18 protein-coding genes are annotated in these 22,115 nt (G+C 66.8%); 10 read left to right on the top strand and 8 right to left on the bottom strand.

Going from position 1 to position 22,115, the window contains the following annotated elements; translation table 11 throughout:
* The first annotated feature begins 209 nt into the window (after positions 1–209).
* From SACMADRAFT_RS22505 to SACMADRAFT_RS22490, 4 genes are all read left to right on the top strand, one after another.
* Entirely contained in the window at positions 210–1,001 is a 792-nt protein-coding gene (locus SACMADRAFT_RS22505; RefSeq protein WP_009156158.1) for a TIGR03084 family metal-binding protein, read from the top strand.
* An 84-nt stretch (positions 1,002–1,085) separates the two neighbouring features.
* A complete protein-coding gene (locus SACMADRAFT_RS22500; protein WP_009156157.1) occupies positions 1,086–1,655 on the top strand; it encodes a DUF5987 family protein in 570 nt (189 codons plus the stop codon).
* Entirely contained in the window at positions 1,652–3,253 is a 1,602-nt protein-coding gene (locus SACMADRAFT_RS22495) for a GMC family oxidoreductase N-terminal domain-containing protein (RefSeq protein WP_009156156.1), read from the top strand. Before SACMADRAFT_RS22500 ends, SACMADRAFT_RS22495 begins: the two co-directional genes overlap by 4 nt.
* 11 nt (positions 3,254–3,264) lie before the next feature.
* Entirely contained in the window at positions 3,265–4,002 is a 738-nt protein-coding gene (locus tag SACMADRAFT_RS22490) for a DUF6008 family protein (protein ID WP_009156155.1), read from the top strand.
* An 88-nt stretch (positions 4,003–4,090) separates the two neighbouring features.
* Here the strand turns inward: SACMADRAFT_RS22490 and SACMADRAFT_RS22485 are convergent, their stop codons facing one another.
* From SACMADRAFT_RS22485 to SACMADRAFT_RS22475, 3 genes are all read right to left on the bottom strand, one after another.
* Positions 4,091–5,737 carry an acyl-CoA carboxylase subunit beta gene (locus tag SACMADRAFT_RS22485; protein WP_009156154.1) on the bottom strand — a complete coding sequence of 549 codons (1,647 nt, stop codon included), beginning with the start codon at positions 5,735–5,737 and terminating at the stop codon, positions 4,091–4,093.
* A complete protein-coding gene (locus SACMADRAFT_RS22480; protein ID WP_009156153.1) occupies positions 5,734–5,952 on the bottom strand; it encodes a DUF6222 family protein in 219 nt (72 codons plus the stop codon). The genes SACMADRAFT_RS22485 and SACMADRAFT_RS22480 overlap by 4 nt, the downstream gene beginning before the upstream one ends.
* Before the next feature lie 78 nt (positions 5,953–6,030).
* Positions 6,031–7,302, bottom strand: coding sequence for a class I SAM-dependent methyltransferase (locus tag SACMADRAFT_RS22475; RefSeq protein ID WP_009156152.1), 1,272 nt, complete (start codon positions 7,300–7,302; stop codon positions 6,031–6,033).
* 368 nt (positions 7,303–7,670) lie between these two features.
* Here SACMADRAFT_RS22475 and SACMADRAFT_RS22470 point away from each other — a divergent pair, with 368 nt between their 5' ends.
* From SACMADRAFT_RS22470 to SACMADRAFT_RS22450, 5 genes are all read left to right on the top strand, one after another.
* A complete protein-coding gene (locus SACMADRAFT_RS22470) occupies positions 7,671–8,153 on the top strand; it encodes a YceI family protein (protein ID WP_232285452.1) in 483 nt (160 codons plus the stop codon).
* A gap of 316 nt (positions 8,154–8,469) precedes the next feature.
* Positions 8,470–9,582: a cytochrome P450 family protein gene (locus tag SACMADRAFT_RS22465; protein ID WP_232285451.1), complete on the top strand. Its 1,113-nt coding sequence runs from the start codon at positions 8,470–8,472 to the stop codon at positions 9,580–9,582.
* A 13-nt stretch (positions 9,583–9,595) separates the two neighbouring features.
* Complete coding sequence (locus SACMADRAFT_RS22460; RefSeq protein ID WP_009156149.1) at positions 9,596–10,756, top strand: DegT/DnrJ/EryC1/StrS family aminotransferase; 1,161 nt, start codon at positions 9,596–9,598, stop codon at positions 10,754–10,756.
* Positions 10,753–11,487 carry a class I SAM-dependent methyltransferase gene (locus SACMADRAFT_RS22455; RefSeq protein WP_009156148.1) on the top strand — a complete coding sequence of 245 codons (735 nt, stop codon included), beginning with the start codon at positions 10,753–10,755 and terminating at the stop codon, positions 11,485–11,487. Before SACMADRAFT_RS22460 ends, SACMADRAFT_RS22455 begins: the two co-directional genes overlap by 4 nt.
* Positions 11,487–12,605 carry a nucleotide disphospho-sugar-binding domain-containing protein gene (locus tag SACMADRAFT_RS22450; protein ID WP_009156147.1) on the top strand — a complete coding sequence of 373 codons (1,119 nt, stop codon included), beginning with the start codon at positions 11,487–11,489 and terminating at the stop codon, positions 12,603–12,605. Before SACMADRAFT_RS22455 ends, SACMADRAFT_RS22450 begins: the two co-directional genes overlap by 1 nt.
* Positions 12,606–12,702: 97 nt before the next feature.
* Here SACMADRAFT_RS22450 and SACMADRAFT_RS22445 read toward each other — a convergent pair whose 3' ends face one another.
* Entirely contained in the window at positions 12,703–13,986 is a 1,284-nt protein-coding gene (locus SACMADRAFT_RS22445; protein WP_009156146.1) for a nucleotide disphospho-sugar-binding domain-containing protein, read from the bottom strand.
* 314 nt (positions 13,987–14,300) lie between these two features.
* On the opposite strand from SACMADRAFT_RS22445, the gene SACMADRAFT_RS22440 reads away from it, so the two are divergent.
* Positions 14,301–15,713, top strand: coding sequence for an MFS transporter (locus SACMADRAFT_RS22440; protein WP_009156145.1), 1,413 nt, complete (start codon positions 14,301–14,303; stop codon positions 15,711–15,713).
* Positions 15,714–15,947: 234 nt separating this feature from the next.
* Here the strand turns inward: SACMADRAFT_RS22440 and SACMADRAFT_RS22435 are convergent, their stop codons facing one another.
* The 4 genes from SACMADRAFT_RS22435 to SACMADRAFT_RS22420 are packed head-to-tail and all read right to left on the bottom strand — an operon-like array spanning position 15,948 to position 21,962.
* The gene (locus tag SACMADRAFT_RS22435; protein WP_009156144.1) at positions 15,948–17,297 is read right to left on the bottom strand and encodes a condensation domain-containing protein; all 1,350 of its coding nucleotides are present in this window, start codon (positions 17,295–17,297) and stop codon (positions 15,948–15,950) included.
* 37 nt (positions 17,298–17,334) lie between these two features.
* A complete protein-coding gene (locus SACMADRAFT_RS22430) occupies positions 17,335–19,296 on the bottom strand; it encodes an amino acid adenylation domain-containing protein (protein ID WP_009156143.1) in 1,962 nt (653 codons plus the stop codon).
* Positions 19,297–19,314: 18 nt separating this feature from the next.
* Positions 19,315–20,712, bottom strand: coding sequence for an FAD-binding protein (locus SACMADRAFT_RS22425; protein WP_009156142.1), 1,398 nt, complete (start codon positions 20,710–20,712; stop codon positions 19,315–19,317).
* Positions 20,709–21,962 carry an acyl-CoA dehydrogenase family protein gene (locus tag SACMADRAFT_RS22420; protein ID WP_009156141.1) on the bottom strand — a complete coding sequence of 418 codons (1,254 nt, stop codon included), beginning with the start codon at positions 21,960–21,962 and terminating at the stop codon, positions 20,709–20,711. The genes SACMADRAFT_RS22425 and SACMADRAFT_RS22420 overlap by 4 nt, the downstream gene beginning before the upstream one ends.
* Between the last annotated feature and the right edge of the window lie 153 nt (positions 21,963–22,115).

The raw sequence follows: 22,115 nt of genomic DNA, 5'->3' as shown, positions 1-22,115 counted from the left end.
ATTGTCAAGAAAACCGCCGCCAGTATGTGCGTCGGCTGGCTGTTCGGGCGAACGAACGGTAGCGATCCTCCAGACCGTTACAAGGAATGCTCCTGCCTTTTCGGTTTGTTGCCCGGTGTCTCGCCGACCTGGCATTCACGGATAAGACAGCACCGGCCCCGACCTGCCTATGCTTGGACAGCCGAACGAGAAGGCGAGAGGAAACGCCTGTGACACAGCGGAATGCTATCGCCGATCTGACCGCCGAAACCGCCGCGATCGACGAGCTCGTCGCCGGGCTGGCCGACGCAGATTGGCAGCGACAGACCCCAGCTCCCAAATGGACGGTTGCTGATCAGCTCGCGCATCTGACGTTCATCTTCCGGCTCGCGGGTACAGCGGCAGCTGACCCGCAGCGATTCGCCAGGTTGACCGCGGAGGTCGGCAAGAACTTCGACGAAGCCGTGAACAACGCGCTGCGGGACTACCAGGGCGACCCGCCCGAGGTACTGGTATCACGTTGGCGCTCGGAGCGCGACGCCGCGATCAAGGCACTCGCGGCCGTGCCGGACGACGAACTGGTGCCGTGGCTGGTGCGACCGCTGCCACCGGCCGTACTGGCTTGCGCGGGCCTCATGGAGGTGTTCGCGCATGGGCAGGACATCGCGGACACTTTCGGCGTAACGCTCGAGCGGACCGACCGGCTCTGGCATCTCGCCTGGTTCGCCACACTGACCTGGGATTTCGGATACCAGGCACGTGGCCTCACACCGCCGGACACCCAGTTCCGCTACGAACTCGTCGCACCGTCCGGCGAGTTGTGGACGTTCGGACCCGACGACGCGCAGCAGCGGATCACAGGTCCGGCCGTGGATTTATGCCTGGTCGTAACTCGACGCAGGCATCGTGCCGATTCGGCCTTGCAGGCGACCGGTCCCGATGCCGATCACTGGCTCGACATCGCCCAGGCATACCGCGGCCCGGCGGGCGAGGGTCGCAGGCCGGGCCAGTTCACGACCTGACCGCCGAACGACCGCTCCGTCACGTCGTGTCCGGCGCGGCGGGGTGGCCGCCAGGCCGCGCGGGCCATTACGAGGAGGTTGCGAATGTCTGAACCGTCCAATAGCGACGACGACCTGCTGACGATGACGCTGGAGGCGTTCGCGGACACGATCATCCCCGGCGAGAAGCGGTGGCCGGGAGACCGGGCGATCGCCGGGGTGTCCGACGGTGGCGGAGCGGTCGCGTCAGGGGCGATCGAGTTGCTGCGGACGCCTGCCACCGGCATCACGGAGGGTGTCGATTCGCTCGCCGCGATGCTCAACGCTCACGCCGCCGCGTACGCGGCGGAAAGGGGGCTCCCGCTCGACGACGACGTCGCCGAGTTCGTCTCGCTCGGCTACGAGCACAGGGCGGCGCTGGTGCGGCAGCTGACGACCCCGGGTCACCCGGAGAAGGAGGGCTGGGTGAGCCTTGCGCTGTTCTGCAACATGGCCTACGACAGCGCGGCCCACCTGCACACCGCCGATGCGATCGCGGCGGGCCATCCGGGACTGACCGCGATGAGAATCGGTACACCTGACGACGACGGCCGCTGGCGGTTCCGCGCGTACTCCTATCGCAGGGCGCTCGCCGACGTCCATCCCGGCACCACGGCATCAGGGAGCCCGGCATGACCACCACCGAAAGAACGGACGTACTCGTCGTCGGCAGCGGTTTCGGCGGCGCGATCGCCGCTTACCACCTCGCCGCGGGCGGCGCCGCGGTGACCGTGCTGGAGCGGGGCCCGTGGCTGTCGGCGCGCGACTTCGAACACGATTTCCTGCTTGGCTCCTCATACACGAGGATCTTCGACTTCGTCGTCGGCGACGGGATGAGCGTGCTCGGCGGCAACTGTGTCGGCGGCGGCAGCGTGGTGTACTTCTCCGCGATGCCGCGCGCGCCGCGGTTCGTCTTCGAACGGCAAGGAAGCCTCGGGCGCCGGATGTGGCCCTCGGCGATCACCCGTGACACGCTCGACCCGTGGTACGACCGTGTCGCGGAGTCGATTCGGATTTCCAAACCGGACTGGAACCATGCCACCTACGCGGGCGGTTTGTGGGCGGCGGCCTGTCACCACGCCGGGCGCACGGCCAACCCGTTGCCCTCCGCGGTGGACCACGACACGTGCACCAACTGCAACTGGATGATGGCGGGCTGCGCGTTCGACGCCAAGCAGTCCCTGCAGCGCAACTATATTCCCGCCGCGGTGTCGCACGGTGCCGAGATCCGGCCGCTGCACGAGGTGCAGAAGCTCTCCCGCGCGGAGGACGGTCGATACCGGGTGCACTACAACGTTATCGACGAGGTCGACTACCGGGAGCAGGTGGGCAGCGGCACCATTGACGCCAAGCTCGTCGTGCTCGCGGCGGGTGCCGGTGCTACGCCGGTCATCCTGCAACGTTCCGAAGCGGATCTCGGCTCGATGCCGCACGCTGTGGGCCGGTACTTCTCCGGCAACGGCGAGCGTCTCAACACCGCGGTGATGAACGAGGACCGAGTTCGCGACGTACTTGGGCTTGAGCGCGGCGACGGCATCGCCTACGAGGCCAACCACATCGGTAAGGGGCCGACCGTCGCGAGCTGGGATCGTCTGGACGGTTCCCTGCCGGAGTTCACCCGTTACTCCCTCGAGCAACTGTACTTCCCACCGGGGTTGGGCACCATTCTGGCGCAGGTGCCCGGCTCCACGGACTGGTTCGGGCCGGCGAAGAAGCGGATGCTGTCGCGCTGGCGCTCGTGGCTGACGATCTTCCAGATGATCGAGGACGACAATGAGGGTGTGTTCGGCCCACCACCGCCGACCGGCAACGCGATGCGCATCTCGCAGCAGATGCTCGGCAGGGGCGCACTTTCCTACCAGCCGCGTGACACCACGCTGCGGGCGTGGGCGATGGCGGACGGCGACGTCGCCGACATCTTGGAACGCGACGGCATCGCCGAAGTGGGGACGTGGACCAACGACCTCGTCGGCGCCTACACGGTGCACCCGCTCGCGTCGTGCCGCATCGGTGACGACCCGGGAACGTCGGCACTGGACGACACGCACGAGCTGAGAGGGCATCCGGGAATCTTCGTCACGGACGGCTCCGCCGTACCCGGAGCACTCACCGTGAACCCGGCGATGACGATCGCCGCGCTGGCCGAACGCGCCATGCCCGGCATCGTCGACGCGGCTCGGGCGCGGGGCGTCGATGTCAGCTACGGCGCACCCGCGCCGATCGGCAACGGATAGGACGACCAAGCATGCAGCATTCACACGCCAGCGCCACAACGCTCGAGATGCTCGGCGCGGCCGGGCTGTTCCTGTGGGCCGTTTCGATGTGGGCGGCCGTGGCCGTACTCGTCTACGCCGCACATCGCGTCGTGCGACCGTGGCTGTACCACGGCTCCGCCTGCGTCATCGTCGTCGGCATGTTCGGCCAGATCGGTCACGTGCAGGAGCACTTCGCGCAGGTCGGCTACTGGGCGGCCAATCCCAACGAAAGAGCCTGGATGACTCCATGGGGCACCGGGCTCGCCGACGGCTTCGGGGCGCTGGTTTCGGGCAGCCCGACGCTGGGCATGGAGATCCTCCATCTCGTGGGCAACTTCATCTTCCTCGCAGGGCTCGTTGGTGTCGTGCTGATCACGCGCGAAGCGGTGCACAGCAAGGCCCGCAAGTGGGGACGGATGGGCGCCGTCATGCAGGGCATCCATGGTTTGGAGCATCTCGCGCTCACAGTGTCCGTCGCGGCGGGCTCCCCTGCCATCGGGATATCGACGTTGTTCGGCCTGCTCGAACCCGGCCCGGGATTGTGGACTTACCGCATCTGGTGGCACCTCATCGCCAACGTCGTAGGCACGGTCATCTTCGTGGTGGCCTGCCACCATCTCTGGAAGGAACGGCGTGGAGTCGCGGCGAGCTTCTCGCCTCGGGTACCGCAACCGAGAGCGCCGGAGCGCACCGCGGAATCGGCCGCGGTGACCGTGGCCAAGGACTGATCCGCTACCGCACGTTCGCGTCGCCGACCTGGCGCTGGGCGACCAAGCCCGTGGCCACGGCGACGCGAGCCGTGTGGCGGTCAGGAGATCACAGCGGGATGTTCCCGTGCTTGCGTGGCGCCATCCGCTTTCGTTTGTCTCGTAGCATGGCCAGCCCGGTCGCGACGGCGGAGCGAGTCTGCGCCGGGTCGATGACGTCGTCGACCAGGCCGCGTTCCGCCGCGTAGTGCGGGTGCATGTACTCCTCTGCGTACTCGGCCACGAGCTTCGCGCGCCGGGAATCGGCGTCCACGGCCTCTGCCAGCTCGCGGCGATGAAGTACGTTGACGGCGCCCTCCGCGCCCATCACGGCGATCTCGTTGGTCGGCCAGGCCAGTGACAGGTCCGTGCCGATCGAGCGTGAGTCCATGACGATGTACGCACCGCCGTAGGCCTTGCGGACGATGACCTGGATCCGCGGTACCGTCGCCTCGCAGTAGGCGTAGAGCAGTTGGGCGCCGTGCCGGATGATTCCCGCGTGCTCCTGCTCGGTTCCGGGTAGGAAGCCGGGGACGTCGACCAGTGTCACCAGCGGCACGTTGAACGCGTCGCAGAAACGTACGAATCGCGCGGCCTTCTGTGACGCCATTCGGTCGAGCACGCCGGCGAACTCGACCGGTTGATTGCCGACAACCCCGACCACTTCGCCGTCGATGCGCGCGAGTGCGCAGATGACGTTGCGTGCCCACTGTTCGTGCAGCTCGAAGAAGTCGCCGTCGTCGACGATCTCCGCGACGACATCGCGCATGTCGTACGGCTGGGTGGGTTCGACAGGCACCAGGTCGGCCAGCGCGGGCCGCTCGTCGCCGGTCGCGCCGCACTCTCGTTCTCGAGGAGCCCGGTCGAGGTTGTTGCTCGGCAGCAGCGACACGAGGTAACGGACGTCCTCGATGCACGTCTCCTCGTCGTCGTACACGAGCGTGGCGACGCCGGACCGTGAGCCGTGGACGTCCGCGCCACCGAGTTCCTCGTGGGTGACGTGCTCGCCGCTGACCGCCTCGACGACGTCCGGGCCGGTCAGGTACATCTTGGCGGTCTCTCTCACCATGAAGGTGAAGTCGGCCAGCGCCGGCGAGTACGCCGCACCGCCCGCGCATGGCCCCATGATCACGCTGAGCTGCGGGATCACACCGGAAGCTTCGACCTGCCTGCGGAAGATTCCGCCGTAGCCGTGCAGCGCCATCACGCCCTCCTGGATGCGCGCACCGCCGCTGTCGTTCAGGCCGATCATCGGCGAACCGGTGGACAGGGCGAGGTCCATCACTTTGTGGATCTTCGAGGCGTGGGCCTCGCCGAGCGAGCCACCGAAGATGGTGAAGTCCTGTGCGTACACGAACACGCGGCGGCCGTCGATGGTGCCCGATCCTGCCACCACGCCGTCGGTGTAGGGGCGCTTCGGCAGGTTGCTCCGCGAAGCCGAGCGCCGGTACATGTCGATCTCGACGAACGATCCCTTGTCGAGCAGTTGCTCCAGCCGCTCCCGCGCGGTCCGCTTGCCGAGGCGGTGCTGGCGGTCCACCGCCGCGTCGTTGCCCGCGGTGATCCGGTCGCGAAGACCGCGGCGCCGCCGGCGCAGTACCGACATCGTCGGCTCGGTGGGCCGCGACCGCGGTTCCTGGGCTTCGCGGACGACGTGCAGACTCGGGTTATGGCGGGCCCGCGGTGGTTCGGACGTGTCGTGTTCGGCGGAGGTCATGCGGCCCGCACCTCGCCTTCCTCGCGAAAGGCTCGCTCGGCCTCGATTTCCGCGACCAGGTCCCGCCAACGGAAGCCATGGGCAAGCTGTGGTGTGCGCGAGGCTTCGGCGTCCGGGTCGCACCTCTGGAGTGCGAGTTCGGATGCCTCGTCGGTGACGGCATAGCGACGCCACGACTTGCGTGGTCCTTTTCGCCAGGCCGGTTTCCTGGTCATCGAATCACACTCCGTGTGGTGAGTTGGTAGCGCTACCATCGCCTGGCGGCGGAGCAGCACCGCTGCTCCGCGCAGGAGTCACGCCACGACGGGCAGCGAGCCGGGCCGGTGGATGTGGACCCGTGGCACGTAGAGGATCCATTCACCACCGTTGCGGACAAATTCGGTCTCCTTTTCGAAGATCTCCTCGGCGTGGTTCCACGCGAAGAGCAACGCGTAGTCCGGAAACGGGTCGTGAAAAGTTTCCGGGGGTGTCACCGGGATGTGCACTCCGGGGGTGAAGGTGCCTTGCTTCTCCGGGGTCGAGTCACAGATGCGAGGGATCAGCTCGGTCCCGATTCCGCAGTAGTTCAGCACCGTGGTGCTCTTCGAGGTCGCGCCGTAACCCACGACGTGCTTGCCTCGCGCTCGCAGATCCCGCAGCAGCGTTACGAGGTCGTGCCGGATCCGGTCGATGTTCTCGCCGAACCTGGTGAGGGTTTCCATGGCCGTGATGCCGTTGCCATCCTCATCCCGGAGGAACAGCTCAACCCTGGGATGGGTGGGCCGCGACCCCGCGCGGGCGAGGACGTATCTGACAGATCCGCCGTGCACGGGCAGCCTTGTGGCGTCGACGAGCTCGAAACCGTGGCGAGCGGCCATGGTGCGCACCGAGGCCACGGAGAAGAGGTAGAAGTGCTCGTCATAGATCTGATCGAAGTAGTTCTTGGCTACGATGTCGCCGAGGTAGCGGTCCTCGAACACGAAGGTCCCATCCCCGGCCAGCAGGATGTCCACGCCGTTGAGTACGGACCCGATGTCGGCTATGTGGCTGAACGTGTTGGCAGAGAAGATCACGTCCGCCGGGCCGTACTCGTCCCGGATCGCCGCCGCCGACGACTCCTCGAAGAACTCGACCCGGACGTTGACGCCCTTCGCCGCGGCGACCTTCGCGGCTGCAGCGGAAGGGTCGACCCCAACGTGCCGTACGCCGGCGTCGCTGACCTTCTTGAGCATGATGCCGTCGTTGCTTCCGATCTCGACGACCAGCGGATCGGGTCCGCTCAACTCCTCGTGCAGCAATGAGTGGGCAAAGCTCTCGAAGTGTTCGCGCATTATCGCCGAACCGGACGACCGGTAGGGGTAGTCGGCATGGAACAGTGTGCTCCGCGGCACCTCTTGGGTCAGTTGGACCATCGTGCAGTTCGTGCACACCCCGACCGACAGCCTGAAGAACGACTCCTGACCGAGCTGCTCCTCGGACACGAACCCGTTCGCCACCGGCTGCATTCCGAAATCGAAGAACTCCCGGACGGAGCTGCCGCAGATCCGGCATCGACAGTCCGGCTCGTGCGTCGGGCCAGTCGCCATATCGATCCTCCCAAGGTCCGGCTGTTGGAAGGCGTTGCCTCCAAGATTCCCCTGCGGCCGCCACCGAATGTGCGATCGAGCGCCACAGCCCTGACCAATCCTGCGCCCGAAGCGGGGGGCGGGGACAACTCCTGCGCTGCCGTCTTCGCTGTTCTTCGTGGCGGACTGCCGTCACCGCACGGCGGGAGATGACCACCGCAACCGCAAGCTGGAAGATGACCGGAGCCTGCCCGGATGTGAGAATCGGCCGGGCACGCGCGGCCGCGACAAGACCTCGAGGAGGACAACGAAAGATGACGGATACGAAAGCTCAGCCCTTGCCTGGGGTTGCGGCCGGGACCTGGGTCATCGACCCAGCGCACAGTGTCATGGGGTTCGCTGTGCGGCATCTGATGAGCAAGGTGCGTGGCACGTTCAGCGACTTCAGCGGCGAGATCAGGATCGAGGAGGACCAGCTTCAGTCCTCGGTCGGGGTTTCGGTGGAGTTGGCATCAGTCAGCACCGGCAACCAGATGCGGGACGACCACCTGCGGACCAGCGACTTCTTCGACGTCGAGCAATCGCCGAAGATGACCTTCGTGAGTTCCGGTGTTCGCTCCGTGGAGGGTGGATGGGTCCTTGACGGCGACTTGACGATCCGCGACATCACGAAGGCGATCGAGATCCAGCTCGAGTTCCTCGGCCTCGATCCCACGGGTCTGGCAGGGGAGCAGCGGATCGGTTTCGAGGGCCGGACCTCGATCAATCGTAGTGACTTCGGAGTCAACTTCGGGCTCGCCGCTGACAGCAAGATCGTCATCAGCGACAAGGTCGATATCCTGCTGGAGATCGAGGCCGCACTGACGCAGTGACATCGCCGGCTCGCAGCGGCGACGGATCAGGGCTCGGCCGGCAAACCGCCGGCCGAGCCCTTTTCTGCCGTGCTTTGCGGGCGAATCGCCGTGGAAAAGGCATGTTCAGCAATTCCGGATAATCCTTACGGTTCCATCCCGCATATTCTCGGGCCAGCGAGATCAGTTCCGCACTGGGAGGCCTTCCGTGGACATGCGTAGCCCTGTTGTCATCGACCTTTTCGGCAGCGACATACATGGTGAGGCCCGACGGATCCGGGAACATGGACCGGTAGGTTCGATCGAGCTTCCCGGAGGCGTTCGGGCGTGGTCGATCGTGGGCTACCAGGAAGCCAAACTCGCCCTTGCCGACCCCAGATTCTCCAAGGACGCGCGGCGGCACTGGACGGACTATGCCGAAGGCAGGGTCCCCTCGGGTTTCCCACTGCTGGACTGGGCGCTCATGCGCAACATCGCGGGCAGCTACGGCGAGGAGCATTCGCGGCTGCGGAAGTTGACGTTGAAAGCCTTTACCGCGCACCGGGTGCGGTCGATGCGGCCGAGCGTCGAGAAGGCGGCCGCCGTTCTGCTCGACGAGTTGGACGCGACCAGCCCGGGTGAGGTGATCGACCTGAGGTCGGCATTCGCTCACCCGTTTCCCACTCAGGTCATCTGCGATCTGTTCGGGGTAACGGAGACCGCCGGTAGCGAGATGCTCACCGGCACGGAGATCAACGTCGATACCAACGCCTCACCCGAGGAGAGAGCGGCTCGCTTCCAGCGCTGGCTGGCGGCCATCCACGCGTTCGTCGAGGTCAAGCGCCGCGAACCGGGCGACGACCTGACCTCCGCGCTGATCGCGGCACGGGACGGGGACGGAGCACGGCTCACCGACGACGAGATCGTGGGCACACTGCATTTCATGCGGGCCGCGGGAACCGTACCCCCGATGAACCTGCTGTGCAACGCGGTCGTGCAGCTGTTGCGAAATCCCGCACAGCTGCAACTGGTGCGCGAAGGGCGGGTGCCGTGGAGCGCGGTGATCGAGGAAACCGCCCGCCTGGAGGCACCCGTGGCACACCTGCCGTTCCGGTTCGCGGTCGAGGACGTCGAGCTCGGTGGCGTGACCATAGCGAAGGGCGACCCGGTGCTGGTCAATTACGCCGCCATCGGCCGTGATCCGGCGTTACACGGGGAGACCGCGGACGTGTTCGACGTCATGCGGGCGGAAAAGGAACACCTTTCTTTCGGCTACGGCATCCACCGCTGCGTCGGGATTCCGCTTGCCGAACTCGAAGCGGAGGTTGCCCTCGCGGCACTGTTCGAGCGATTTCCCGAACTCGACCTCGCCGTCGAGGCGGACGCGATCGAGCCGCAGGAATCCTTCATCATGAACGGGCGACGCTCGGTGCCACTCGTGCTGAAGCCCGCCGCCTCGGCCTCGGCCTGACGCGGGGAAGCAGATGATCAACATATTCCAGCCGTCGTTCGGAGACGAGGAACTGGCAGCTGTTCGCGAGGTTCTCGAAAGCAGGTGGGTCGGCAAGGGAACGAAGGTCGAGTTGTTCGAGCGGGCATGGGCCGACCACATCGGTGCGAGCGCGGAGCAGGTGACGGCTCTCAGTTCCTGTACCGCCGCCACTTTCGTGGCGATGGAGCTCATCGAGGTCGGCCCTGGTGACGAGGTGGTGCTGCCTTCGGTGAGCTTCGTGGGAGTGGCGAACGCGATCGCCGCTCGTGGCGCCCGCCCGGTGTTCTGCGACGTTGACGGGCGCACGCTGAACCCGACCGTCGCGAACGTGGCCGCCGCGCTGACCGAACGGACCAAGGCGGTCGCAGTGCTGCACTACGGTGGACAGCCCGGGGCGATCGCCGAGATCGCCGAACTCTGTCGCGACCGTGGCTTGTGGCTGATCGAGGACGCCGCCAACGCCCAAGCGTCGTCCGTGGCCGGCAAACCTGCCGGGACCTTCGGCGACATCGCGGTGTGGAGTTTCGACCACGGCAAGATCGCTGTAGCGGTGGAAGGCGGCATGCTGTATGCCCGCGATCCGGCCCTCGTCGAGAAGGCGGCGAAGCTGGCCTACCTCGGCTTGGAGCAGCGCAGCGGTTTCGACGAGGCACGGCGTGCGGCAACGCGGTGGTGGGAGTTCGACGTCTGTTCGTTCAGCCCTCGGCGCATCATGAACGATGTCTTCGCCGCCATCGGGCTCGTGCAGCTTTCGCGGTTGCCGGAGGCAGTGGCCCGCAGGCGTGAGATCGCGGCCGAGTACGACCGCGCGCTCGCTTCCGTTCCCGGCCTCGTGCTCGCGCCGCCCGTGCCCGCCGGGCATGTCACGTCGCACTACCTGTACTGGGTGCAACTGGCGCCCTCGGTCCGCGACACGGTCGCACGGGAGCTCTACGACCGCGGCATCTACACGACGTTCCGGTACGAGTTGCTGCACAAGGTGCCCGCGTACGGGGCGAAGGTCGAGTTGCCCGGCGCCGAGTACGCCTCGGCGAGGACGCTGTGCCTGCCACTGCACCAGGAGTTGTCCGACGCAGATGTCGAAACCGTCACTTCCGCGCTGCATGAGGTCGTGACGGCCGAAGCTACCGATGCGGCACGGGGAGTCCGATGAGCGAGTACGGGCCGGAGCACGCCAGGCTTTACGAACCCGTCTTTCGGGGCCGTGGTAAGGATTTCGAGGACGAGGCGCGGCGGCTGACCGATGTCGTGCGTGCCAGGATGCCGGCGGCGAACTCGCTCCTGGACGTCGCGTGCGGCACCGGCGCGCATCTGGAGGCGTTCGGCGAGCTGTTCGACACCGTCGAAGGGCTCGAGTACGCACCTGCCATGCGTGACATCGCGGTGTCCCGGTTACCGGCGGTTGCGATACACAGCGGCGATATGCGCGACTTCGAGCTCGACCGATCGTTCGACGCGGTCGTGTGTGTGGGCAACTCGGTGGCCTGCGTGGCGGACAGGAACGAGTTGATCGCGGCTATCGGCCGAATGACCGCACACCTCGTTCCAGGTGGGGTGCTGGTCGTCGAACCGTGGTTCTTTCCGGAGAGTTTTCTTGACGGGCACGCAGGCGGCGCGTTGGTCAAGGAGGAGGACCGGGTCATCGCACGGATCACGCAGTCTTCGCGGCAGGGCAGCAAGACCCGGCACGAGATCAGATTCGTCGTCGCGGACTCGTCCGGGATCTCCGAGTTCACCGAGGTGCTGTTCGTGTGTCTGTTCGCCCGAGAGGACTATGAAGAGGCATTCGAGCGAGCAGGCTGTTCGGTCGAGCTGATACCGGGCCTGGAGCTGGCGGGCAGGCCGAACAGCCCCGGCCTGTTCGTCGGAGTTCGGAAGTCGTAGTGCGAATTCTCTTCACGACCCAGCCGCTGTCAGGACACTTCTTCCCGCTGGTGCCGCTGGCGTGGGCGTGCAGGCTCGCCGGTCACGAGGTACTTGTCGCCACGGCCGAGAACTTTGTCTCCGTAGCGACGAGGGCGGGCCTACCGGTCACCGCGTGCGGCCCGCCTGCCGATTTTCTGGCAGAGGCGTTCGCCGCGACAAGGCACTACAGCCTTGCGGATCGGCGGTACGCCCATGGCCAGGCTTTCGCCAGGGCCAGCGAGCAGGCCTTGCCGGAGCTGGGCAAGCTCGTCGACTCCTGGCGGCCGGACGTCGTGGTGTGCGAGCGTGCCGAAACCGCGGGCCCGTTGGTCGCGGCGGCCGGTGGCATTCCGTTCGCCGAGCTGCACTGGGGGGTTGCCGAGCTTCGCGAGTATCGAATCGCCGCCACGCAGGTGCTGGGAGCGGCCGGGCCGGGGAACGCGTTACCGGTACCGGACTGGGTGATCAACCCGTGGCCACCGACGTTGCGGCTGCCGTATGCGGCGAGCCACCAGAGCATTCGCAGTATCGACTACAACGGCGACACGCCGGTGCCGGATTGGGCGTTGCGCGGGGAAGGCCCGCCAAGGGTGTGTGTCACGTTCGGCACCGTGCTGCCCGAGGCCTACCTGGACGACGTGTCCGGTGTGGTACGGACCCTGCTGGAGAACCTCGCCCGGTTGGGCCTGACGGTGGTCGTGGCCGTGGACGAGAAGGTCGTGGCCGACTGGCCGCGGTTGCCCACCTCGGTCAGCCACGTCGGTCGGATGCCGCTCTCCGAAGTGATGCGTACCTGTGTCGCCGCCGTTCACCACGGTGGGCAAGGCACGACCCTCACGGCACTCGCGGCGAATCTCCCGCAGCTGGTGCTCCCGGTGTTCGACGACCAGTTCGACAACGCCGAGGCCGTGGAACGCTCGGGCGCGGGCATGATCCTGCATCCGCAGGAGCTGACCGCGGCCGTGATCGGCGATCGCTGCCACCGCTTGCTGTCGACCGGTCGCTATGCCGACGCGGCGACCCGCGTTGCGCACGAGATGTCCGTACAACCGGCGCCGTCGGAGATCGCGGCCGGCTTGGCCCGGCTCGCCGCCTGAGTCCGGGTCGCCCGGTACGGAACTGGCCGCCGCAGGCTCAGCGATTCCGCGTCCAGCCCGCTCACCAACCGCGGCGGTGCCACCGTGCTCGGCCGCTTCAGCGGGGTCGATACTCCTCGGTCAGGCGCACGATCTCCGGCACGACGTCGTTGGGACTGGGCACCGAAAACAGCTCGGTGCGCAGTTCGGCCGCGTTCTCCGCGTACGAGGGGTCCTGCAGCACCTTGACCAGGTGGTCGCGCAGGATCGCCCCTGTCAACTGCGGCGTGTCGCACACGTAGTGACCCGCGCCTCTTGCCTCGATGCCGTTGGCATGGGCTACGGGTGCCCACCACTTCTGGCCACCGAGGTCACTCGGCACGATCAACTGCGGCACGGCGTTCTCGAGCGCCGACGTAACCGTCCCCGAGCCGCCGTGGTGCACGATCGCCGCGCAGCTGCCGAGCAGTGCGGTCAGTGGCACGAAGTCAACCGCGTGGACATTGTCCGGCACGGCCGCGACGCCGGCCAACTGGTTGCGGTCGAGGGTCGCGATCACGTCGACGTCGAGGTCGGCGACCGCTTCGAGTAGGTCCGCGGCCGAAGCTCCCGAGCCCGTCAGCTGCGCCGACGTCCCGAGGCTGATACAGACTCGCCGTCGTGGCGCCGGCTCGTATACCCATTCCGGCACCGGGTGTGGGCCGTTGAACGCGATCGGGCGCATATCGAGGTAGGACATGCCTGCCGGACGCCAGGTCCACGGCGGCATGCTGTTGATCGTCCACTGCCCGACAGGAAGGTCGTCGGTGTAGTCGAGGCCGTACCTGTCCAGTACAGGCCCCATGCCGTCGCGGACCGGGTCGAGGTCCGGTCGCTGCCGGCGAGCGGCGTCGCGCAACTGTACGAACGCGTCGGTGCCGAACATGATCCTCGCGTGCGCCGCGCCGCATGCGAGCGCGCCGATCGGTCCGACGTAAGGCAGCACCGTGCCGTCCCAGACGACCAGATCGGGTTTCCAGCTTCGGGTCAGGCGGACGAAGTCGTCGATCACCGAATCCGGGCCGAAGGTCGGGTATGCGTGCTCCACCAGCATCGTGAGCTCGGCGAGCGGATCGTCCTTCGCGTAGTCCTCCTGTACGGACTGCTGGCCCGGAACATACGGGGGCGCGTTGCTCATGTCCCACTTCGAGATGGCGTCATCCACGATTGTGGGAAGGCTCGCGGGTGGGCCGATCGACACGCCGTGCAGGCCGGTGGCGGCGATGTCATCCAGTGACAGCAGGGTCGGTTCGACCTGACTGGCAACTCGTACCTCGTGACCAGCTGTCCGCATGGCCCAGGCCAGTGGTGTGACCGAGTACAGGTGTGTCTTCGCAGGGCTGATCACGAACAGAACCCGCATCGGCCGACCTCCGGTATTGCGCAACTCCTCCGGCATTTTCTCCCACGATCGGCTGACGGCCTTCTCGCAGATTGCTCAGTGCCCGCCGAGGCTGGACGACGCCGCTCGATCCCGAGGCTGTCCCGGGTGGGAATGCGCTGCGGCGTCCGGATCGCTCGGGTCGAACAGCGTCGGCGATCGGGCGGCTTTATCCGAGGTTGCTCAATCCTGGCGAGTGGTTCGACCAGTGATGAACCTGCACTATCATCGTGTCGCCGTTGCCGGTCGCTTGTCGGGCTCGATGACAATCCTGCCTTGTTTCGGGAGGAATACCGATGAACGGACTGCTGCGAGTGGCCCGCGCCGAACAGTTGGTGCGGGTCATTTCTTCGCAGTCGTTGTCCACGCTGTCCAACGGAATGGTCGGGCTCGTCATCCCGTGGTTGGTGCTCAGCCGGACCGGCAGCGCGCTCAACGCCGGTGGCGTCGCCTTCGCGGTCGGGGCAGCCTCGTTGGTGGGGACATTGGCGAGCGGGGTCATCTCCGATCGGATCGGCGGCCGCAGGGCGGCTCTCATCTCCGACGCGGCGAGTTTCGTGACCGTGCTCATTCTGCCGATCACGTTGCTGTTCGACTTCCTGCCGATCTGGCTCGTCATCACGACCCAGATCCTGGGAACCCTGTTCGACGGCGCGGGTGCCATCGGCAAGGACACACTCGTGCCGAGGGCCGCCGAAGCCGACGACGTGCCGCTCGTCCGGGCCACGAGCTTGCAGGAGGCGTTGCAGAACACGGCGAACTTCGTCGGGCCCATGGCGGCGGGCCTGCTGGTCGCGATCTTCAGCGAGAGTATGGCGCTCGTCGTGGTCAGCGCATTGTTCATGCTGTCGTTCGTGCTGATCGGCGGGGTGCGCAAGCAGCACATCGTTTACGAGCACCCGCTCACCGCACGTCAGGCCTGGCGGGACATGCTCGAGGGCTTCACGTTCCTGCTGAGGGAACCGCTACTCAAGCCGATCACGCTCGTGCTCGTGGTGAACACGGGGTTGCACTTCCCGCTTGCCTCGATCATCTACCCGTCGTGGTTCGTGTTCGCGGATCAGGGCGCGGAGCGACTGGGCTTCTTCCTCGGTGCTCAGGCGATCGGTGGCATCGTGGGTGGCCTGCTGTTCGCGATGATCTCGACGAAGGTGTCGGCGTACCGGTGGTTCCTGCTGACCAATGTCGCGTCGACGCTGGTGTTTTCGACGTTGCTGCTCGTCGAACCCGGTTCACTGCTGGCCATTGCCGTCTCGTTCCTGATGGGGCTGGTTGCCGCGGGCCTTGCACCGATCGTCTTCACCGCGTATTACGAGCGGACTCCGGAGAACTTGCTCGGCCGGGTGAACGGCGCCGCGGCTGCGATCATGGGTGCGGCGGTGCCCGTCTCTTCGATTCTCTTCGGCTGGCTGATCAGCGCCACCGCGGCGCGGCATGCCTTGGTGGTTGTACTGGTCTGCTATGCGGTGATGGCGCTGGTCGTCTTCTTCATCCCGTCGTTGAAGCTCTTCGACGCAGGTAAGGGCGAAGAGGGCACGGCCGACAGGGGCAGCGACAAGGACAGGGACAGCGACAAGGACGCCGACGGGGAGGGCGATGTCACGGATGTGGAGACCGTCGCAGGCGACACCGCTGGTGCCGCCCCCGGTGCGGGCGCGCAGGGCGACCGCGATGACCGTACCGGTGACGCGGACCCGGTAGGCAGCTAGCGACGGCCTGCCTGGTCACCGCCGTGAGCGGTTCGGTACAGCCGTAGCCTGCTCTCCCCGTGAGCGGTGACCGGTGCGAAGCCGCCGCCGCGCCGTCGAATCCGCCCGCGGCCGCCTTGGCGCGCAGTGCTGCCCGAGGGGGCACCTCAGCGGCGGCGAGAGCGGCGACGGCAGGTAGGGATTCCACGCGCCACAACGCGCTCCTGCAACGCCGCGCCAACGCCGCGCGAGAGTCTAGCCTGCAACTGCCAGGTGGGCGTCCGGTGCGGTGACCAATTCCTTCAACAGCCGGCAGTACTCGGTGGCGAGGCCGACCATGGTCGGTTCGTCCAGCAGGTTGGTGTTGAACTGCAGGCTGCCGATACCCTTTCCAGCAGGGTCAAGGTTCACCGTCCACAGTGCGCCCGGCACGTCCGATCCCACCGGTTGTGAGATGAGCCGGTCGTGGATCTCGGTCAGCTCGAGGTCGCCGACCCGTTCACCATGCATCACATCCGGTATCAAGAAGACCTGGAAAACGAATGCCACGCCGTCGTCGGTCATCGCGGGCGCCATGAGTTCAGGGGCCTCGCCGAATATGTGCACCGTGGGAATGTCGTTGGAGTAGGCGTCCAGGCAGGTCTTTCGCGTGCGCTGGAGAGCATCACGGAAGCTCGTGACATCGGTGAGATCGGTGCGCATCGGCAGGAAGTTGAAGAAGGTGCCTACCGTCTTCTCGAACGCTTCGGGCCTGCCTGGCGTGAAGGTCGGCACTACAAGGTCGGTGTCGCCGGTGAGGCGGTGCTGCATCACGTAGAACGCCGCGAGCAGCACCATGAACGGGGAGCTGCGCGTCGTTCTGGACAGCCTTTCGACCGCGGCGATGACGTCGGGCGCGAGCTCGAAGCGGTGTACGGCGGTGGCCTGCGGCAGGCCGGCTGAGCGAGGATGGTCGGCTCGCAGTACGGATACCCGCGCGTCACGCAGTTGCTCACGCCAGTACGCCAACGGCCGCTCCAGTTCCGTCGGTGCCACACTTCGCTGCCAGTAGGCGAAGTCCCGGTACTGCCGGGGGGTCGGCAGCGAGACGCCGTGTCCATGTCTCGCCGCGTACAGTTTCGCCAGATCGCTGATCACCGTGCGCACGGACCAGCCGTCGACCGCGGTGTGGTGACACAGCAGGACGAGTACCGACTCCCGGTCGTCGAAACGTCCGAGAACGGCACGTATCAGTGGCAACTCACGCACGTCGAACTCGCGCGACTCGATCTCGTTCAGCAACTCCTCGGCCCGTCGCTCCCGGTCGGCAGGGGCGACATCGGTCAGGTCGACGACCTCCAGCCGCGCAGGCATCGGAGGGTGGACCAGCTGGTATCCGCCGTCGTCGTGATGTACCACCGAGGTACGCAAGGCTTCATGCCGCGCGACCACGTCGTCCAACGCGGCGCGCAGTGTATCGGTGTCGATCGGACCATGCACCAGCCAACCGTCCGCCAGGTGATATCGGAGGCCGATCGGCCCCGTCTCGGCACCTTCGTCGAAGGCACCGAGAAACAGCTGGTTGAGGGTGAGTGGCACACGGTCGCCTGCTCGCTCGTCGGTCACATTCGCTCCTCGTTGTGTTCTTGGTCCACTGCCACGTTCACGCGGCACCTTCTCGCCGGGCGGGGATCAGTTTCGCGATCTCGGCAACGGTGGGGGCGTTGAAGAGGTCCGCGATCGCCAGTCGCGCGCCGAGTGCGGTCTCGATCCGGCTGATCAACCGCATGCCGAGGATCGACTGCCCTCCCAGGTCGAAGAAGTTGTCCCGCGGGTCCACGCGTGGACAGCCCAGCGTTTCGGCGAACAACCGGCACAGCACATCCTGTTCGGCTGTCAGCGGTTGGGTGGAAGGTGATGTGCTCTGGGTGGGTTCGAGCGCGAGGAGGGCGGCGCGGTCGATCTTGTGGTTGGGGGTCAGCGGGAGCTGGTCGACGACGGTGAACTCGGTGGGGACCAGGTACGCGGGTAGTGTCGCCGCCGCAGCGGCCCGCACGCGGCTGACGTCCAACGTGCCTGCCTCGGGCACGAGGAACGCCGCGAGCCGGGTGTCGCCTGCTTGAACCCGGCGGGGAACGACGACGGCCTGTGCCACGCCGGGCTGGCAGGCCAGCGCCGCCTCGACCTCGGCGGGCTCCACTCGAAAATCACGGATCTTGACCTGGTCGTCGGTGCGCCCGGCGAAGTCGAGCTGACCGTCCGCCGTCCGGCGACCGAGATCACCGGTGCGATACATGCGTTGCCCGTCGCCGGTGAACGGGTCGGCGACGAAGCGCTCCGCCGTCATGCCGGGTTTGCCGATATAGCCTCTGGCGACTCCCAGGCCTGCGATGTATATCTCGCCCAGCTCTCCGTCGGGCACCGGTGTGAGGCTGTGATCGAGAACGTGTACGCGCATATGGTCCATGGGGCGGCCGATCGGCACGCGTGCGCTGACCTGGTCGAGTGCTGTGATGGCCAGCTGCGTCGCCGCGAGGGTGACTTCCGTCGGCCCGTAGAGGATGCGAACGACGGCGGCGGGGTTGGTCTCCAGGACCCGGCCGACCGCGGTGAGCGACACGACGTCGCCGCCGGTCACCACTTCTCGCACACCCGCCAACGCTTCAGGTATTTCCTCGGCCACGAGCCGGAACAGCCCCGCTGCCAGGTTCAGACCGGTGATCTGCTGGTCGTGGGCGAGCCGTCGAATGGTATCGAGTTCGAGTTCGCCCGGCGGGGCGACGACGAGCCTGCCGCCGTGAAGCAGCGGCACCCAGAGTTCGTAGGTCGACGGGTCGAAAGCATATGGAGCCAGCATGAGCACTCGTTCGTGGTTGGCTGGGTCCCACGCGCTGTCGAAGGCCAGGCCGAGCACGTCGCGGTGCGTGACCGCGACGCCCTTGGGCTCGCCGGTAGAGCCGGACGTGTGCATCACGTATGCGAGCCGATGCGAGTGGACGTTCACGGCAGGGTCGGTGGCCGGTGCGGCCTGCCATCGATCGTCGGAGTCGACGACGACAACCTCGCCTGCCTCGGGGATCCCGCGGACGCGCCAGCCTTCATCGGTCAGCAGCACCGGACGGCCTGCCTGGTCCATCATCCATTGCATCCGGGCAGGTGGGTGAGCGGTGTGCAGCGGGAGGTAGTAGCAGCCGGCCTTGAGTACGGCGAGCGTCGCGACGATCAACTCGATCGATCGGTCGATGAGCACGGCGACCGGGTCCTCGGTGGACACACCGAGTTCGAGCAGGTGGTTGGCGAGCCGATTCGATCGCTCGTCGAGCTCCCGATAGGTCAATCGGGCGTCGCCGGAGACCACGGCGACGGCATCGGGCGTGCGCTCGGCCTGGCGGGTGAACCGCCGGTGGACGACTTCGGAGCAGTTTTCGGTCTCGTCGGGACCGATGACACGGATGTCCGGCCAGTGCGCGTCAACGTAGTGGATACACCGTTGCCTGCCGTCAGGGCCGTGAACGGCGGTCCATCCGGCAGGCACCCGCAACTGGGCAGGCCAAAGACTGTGCTGCCCTGCCTTGTTGATCAGCACGACGAAGGTGCCGCTGTCGTCGTCGAATGGATTGGTCATCGTGTGTCCCTCATCCGGTCACGACAGTGCCGTCGCATTGGTCGCGATGTCGCCGCGAAACAGGCCCGCAGGATCGATCCGGCGCCGAATTTCGTCCACGGCGGCGACTGTCTCCGCGCTGAGATGGGCCTGCGGTTGTGCGTAGTGATCGATGAACGTCGGAGCCGTCCAGCCGGTGTTCCAGGGTTCGAGTACTTCACGTACGGCCGCGCAGTGGGCATGGATGTCATCGACGGTGACCGGTTCGAACGGAACGCCGCCGCCCATGTAGGCGAAGCGGGCGTCGAGGGAGGCGAGCGCGCCGCCGGTGTCCGGCGGCACCGAAAGGGCGCCGCCGAGCTGCCGCAGTTCCGCATTGACCAGCGGCGAACCGGAACCGATGCCGACCAGTCGCAGGAACTCCGCCGCGCCATCCGCGTCGAGCTCGTCGAGCAGGAGGTGATCGCCGTACATGGGGAACGGTTCGGTGGGGTCCATGTGGGTCTGCGCCACGGCAGAGGGACGACCCGCATGCCAGGTGTCGACCAGCGCCTCGCCGACTTCACGTAGCGGGTTCAGCAGCTCGTCGGCGATCCGCTGCGCCCCGTCGGTCCCAGGAGAACCGAGGACGGCGCCATCGACGCAGACGACCGGACCGGCGGTCAGCGCGGCTGGGATCTCCGGCAAGGGCGGCAGGTTCATCACCCGAAACGCCGTCGTCGCCTCCGGCGGCGCGCTCCTGGACCACCGTAGCCACCTGCTCAGGATGCGGTCCGCGTGGACGGCTGACCAGTAGGTCGCACCGGTGACCACCGAGGTGGCCGCGAACAGCTCGATGTCCACCGCCGTGACGACGCCGAAGCCGCCCCCTCCACCACGCAGTGCCCAGAAGAGTTCCGGGTCCGAGCTGAGGTCCACCCTGCGCAGCTGTCCGTCCGCGGTGACGAGCTCGATCGCTCGCACGCAGTTCACTGCGAGGCCCTTCGCCCTGCCGTAGAAGCTGACGCCGCCCCGCAACAGGTAGCCGACCACACCGACCAGCCCGGACGAGCCGTGCGGCGCGGCGAGACCGTGCCGCTGCGCGGCGTCGATGACCGCGCCCCACTGCGTTCCGGCAGGGACCCGCGCGATGCGTCGCGCGGTGTCGATCTCCACCCCGCCTTCCAGCTCCGTACGTATCAGCAGGTCTCCCGCGCCGACCGGCCTGCCGCTCGCGGCGGCGTGGCCCGTCGAGTGCATCCGCACCCCGAGCCCTTCCTGCCTCGCGTACCTGACGGCAGTCCGGACGTCGTCCACTGTGGTCGCGGTGGCCGCCGCGGCGGGCGCAGGCGCCGCGGCGAGGTTGAACACCCGGACCGACTTGTCGTACGCCTGCCGTCCGGGTAATGCGATGAGTTTCTCGAGGCTTGCCCGAGGTGCTTCCTCGAAGGTCGTCATGGGTTCTCCTCGGCCGAGGTGAAACGGGTCAGCGCGAGCTCGCGAGTCGCCACTGTCGGGACGAGAACGCTCAGGCCGGCATGGGTGTGCTGCATCGACATGTCCCGCCAGACCCGCTCGATGCGTTCGCCGTGACGAACCGAGCTGGAACCGGCGGTGGGGAACAAATAGCTTTCGACCGCCCGCCACGCGAGTTTGATGGCGTGCCGACACACCCCGGTGATCCGAAGATCCGCCTCGCGGGTTGTCCAGGCTGGACCCTTTTCGGCCAACTCTCGCCATCGACGTGCCGCCCCGGAAACCGCCGCCTCCGCGGTGTCGATCAACCCGGCCGCCTCCCCGTACCAGAACTGGTAGTCGACGTCCTCGGCTCTGCCGCGAACCGGTGGGAGGAGAGTGGTGCGGGAGCGCATGAGCTCGCCGTAAGCGTCCAGCGCGCCCTGAGCCATGCCGACTGCGAGCGCGGCGGACTCCAGCATCATGAAGCCAAGCGGACCACCGCCGTACTGCGGGTTGCCGTGCAAGGCCCTTCCGGGCGTACTCTCGGTGACCTGCGCCTCGCTGAGGTGCATTCCCGGTACCGCGAAGTAGCTGGGGATACGAGCGTTTTGGAAGGTCACCGTCTGCGAGCCGGTGCCTTTCAGGCCCAGTTCCTGTCCCCAGTCGTCTAGAACGCGGTAGGTCTGTCTCGGTGCGACGAACATCATCGGCAGCGGCGGCTCTTCCGGCGAGGGGAAGACGAGCGTGTGGTGAATGGAGTGCGTGGAGTACGGCGCGCCGGACGAATACGGCCAGGAACCGCTGACGATCCAGTCACCGTTGCCGTCCTGCTCGGCGGAACCGCTGGGAACCACCGTGGTGGGGGCGATGAACTCGCCGGTGCGAAACAGCTCCGCCTGCGCTCGCTCGCCGAAGAACGTCGCCGCGACCAAGGCGTGACTGGCACCGAGGCAGTACATCCACCCGGTCGAAGGGCAACCACGTGCCAGCGCCATGACGACGCGAAAAAAGGTCTCGATGTCGAACTCGTAGCCGCCGTAGCGTCTGGGCACGAGTATTCGGTAGAAACCGGCGTCGCTGAAGGCCTGGTGTGTGTCCTCGGCGTAGTAGGTGCGCTGTTCGGTCTCGGCCTGGCGCTTCACAAGGGTCGGCGCGATCGACTCGGCCCGCTTGACGACCTCCGCCGGCGTCAAGTCCGGTTCCGGCGGGAGCGGGAAACCTTGTTCCGAAAGGTCTGACGCGATGGTCATGGTCGTTATGCATCCTTCGCTCGAAAGGTGGCGGGCTTCCCAAGTCTTTCCGGACCGCGGACCTTCGGGCACCTTTTCCGTTGCTTTTCCGCTTCGGAGGTAAGCACGTTTCAGGATGAGGTGACCCGGCGGCGCTGCGAAGATCGACATGCC

The organism is Saccharomonospora marina XMU15, from assembly GCF_000244955.1.
Classification (GTDB): Bacteria; Actinomycetota; Actinomycetes; order Mycobacteriales; family Pseudonocardiaceae; genus Saccharomonospora_A; species Saccharomonospora_A marina.
Note: the sequence above shows the minus strand (reverse complement) of the source record. Positions and strands in the feature narration are given on the sequence as shown.

Coding starts and splice junctions, on each gene's coding strand:
- SACMADRAFT_RS22500 (WP_009156157.1), top strand. CDS start 1,086: ATGTCTGAACCGTCCAATAGCGACGACGACCTGCTGACGATGACGCTG.
- SACMADRAFT_RS22495 (WP_009156156.1), top strand. CDS start 1,652: ATGACCACCACCGAAAGAACGGACGTACTCGTCGTCGGCAGCGGTTTC.
- SACMADRAFT_RS22490 (WP_009156155.1), top strand. CDS start 3,265: ATGCAGCATTCACACGCCAGCGCCACAACGCTCGAGATGCTCGGCGCG.
- SACMADRAFT_RS22485 (WP_009156154.1), bottom strand. CDS start 5,737: ATGACCTCCGCCGAACACGACACGTCCGAACCACCGCGGGCCCGCCAT.
- SACMADRAFT_RS22480 (WP_009156153.1), bottom strand. CDS start 5,952: ATGACCAGGAAACCGGCCTGGCGAAAAGGACCACGCAAGTCGTGGCGT.
- SACMADRAFT_RS22475 (WP_009156152.1), bottom strand. CDS start 7,302: ATGGCGACTGGCCCGACGCACGAGCCGGACTGTCGATGCCGGATCTGC.
- SACMADRAFT_RS22470 (WP_232285452.1), top strand. CDS start 7,671: ATGGGGTTCGCTGTGCGGCATCTGATGAGCAAGGTGCGTGGCACGTTC.
- SACMADRAFT_RS22460 (WP_009156149.1), top strand. CDS start 9,596: ATGATCAACATATTCCAGCCGTCGTTCGGAGACGAGGAACTGGCAGCT.
- SACMADRAFT_RS22455 (WP_009156148.1), top strand. CDS start 10,753: ATGAGCGAGTACGGGCCGGAGCACGCCAGGCTTTACGAACCCGTCTTT.
- SACMADRAFT_RS22445 (WP_009156146.1), bottom strand. CDS start 13,986: ATGCGGGTTCTGTTCGTGATCAGCCCTGCGAAGACACACCTGTACTCG.
- SACMADRAFT_RS22440 (WP_009156145.1), top strand. CDS start 14,301: ATGAACGGACTGCTGCGAGTGGCCCGCGCCGAACAGTTGGTGCGGGTC.
- SACMADRAFT_RS22430 (WP_009156143.1), bottom strand. CDS start 19,296: ATGACCAATCCATTCGACGACGACAGCGGCACCTTCGTCGTGCTGATC.
- SACMADRAFT_RS22425 (WP_009156142.1), bottom strand. CDS start 20,712: ATGACGACCTTCGAGGAAGCACCTCGGGCAAGCCTCGAGAAACTCATC.
- SACMADRAFT_RS22420 (WP_009156141.1), bottom strand. CDS start 21,962: ATGACCATCGCGTCAGACCTTTCGGAACAAGGTTTCCCGCTCCCGCCG.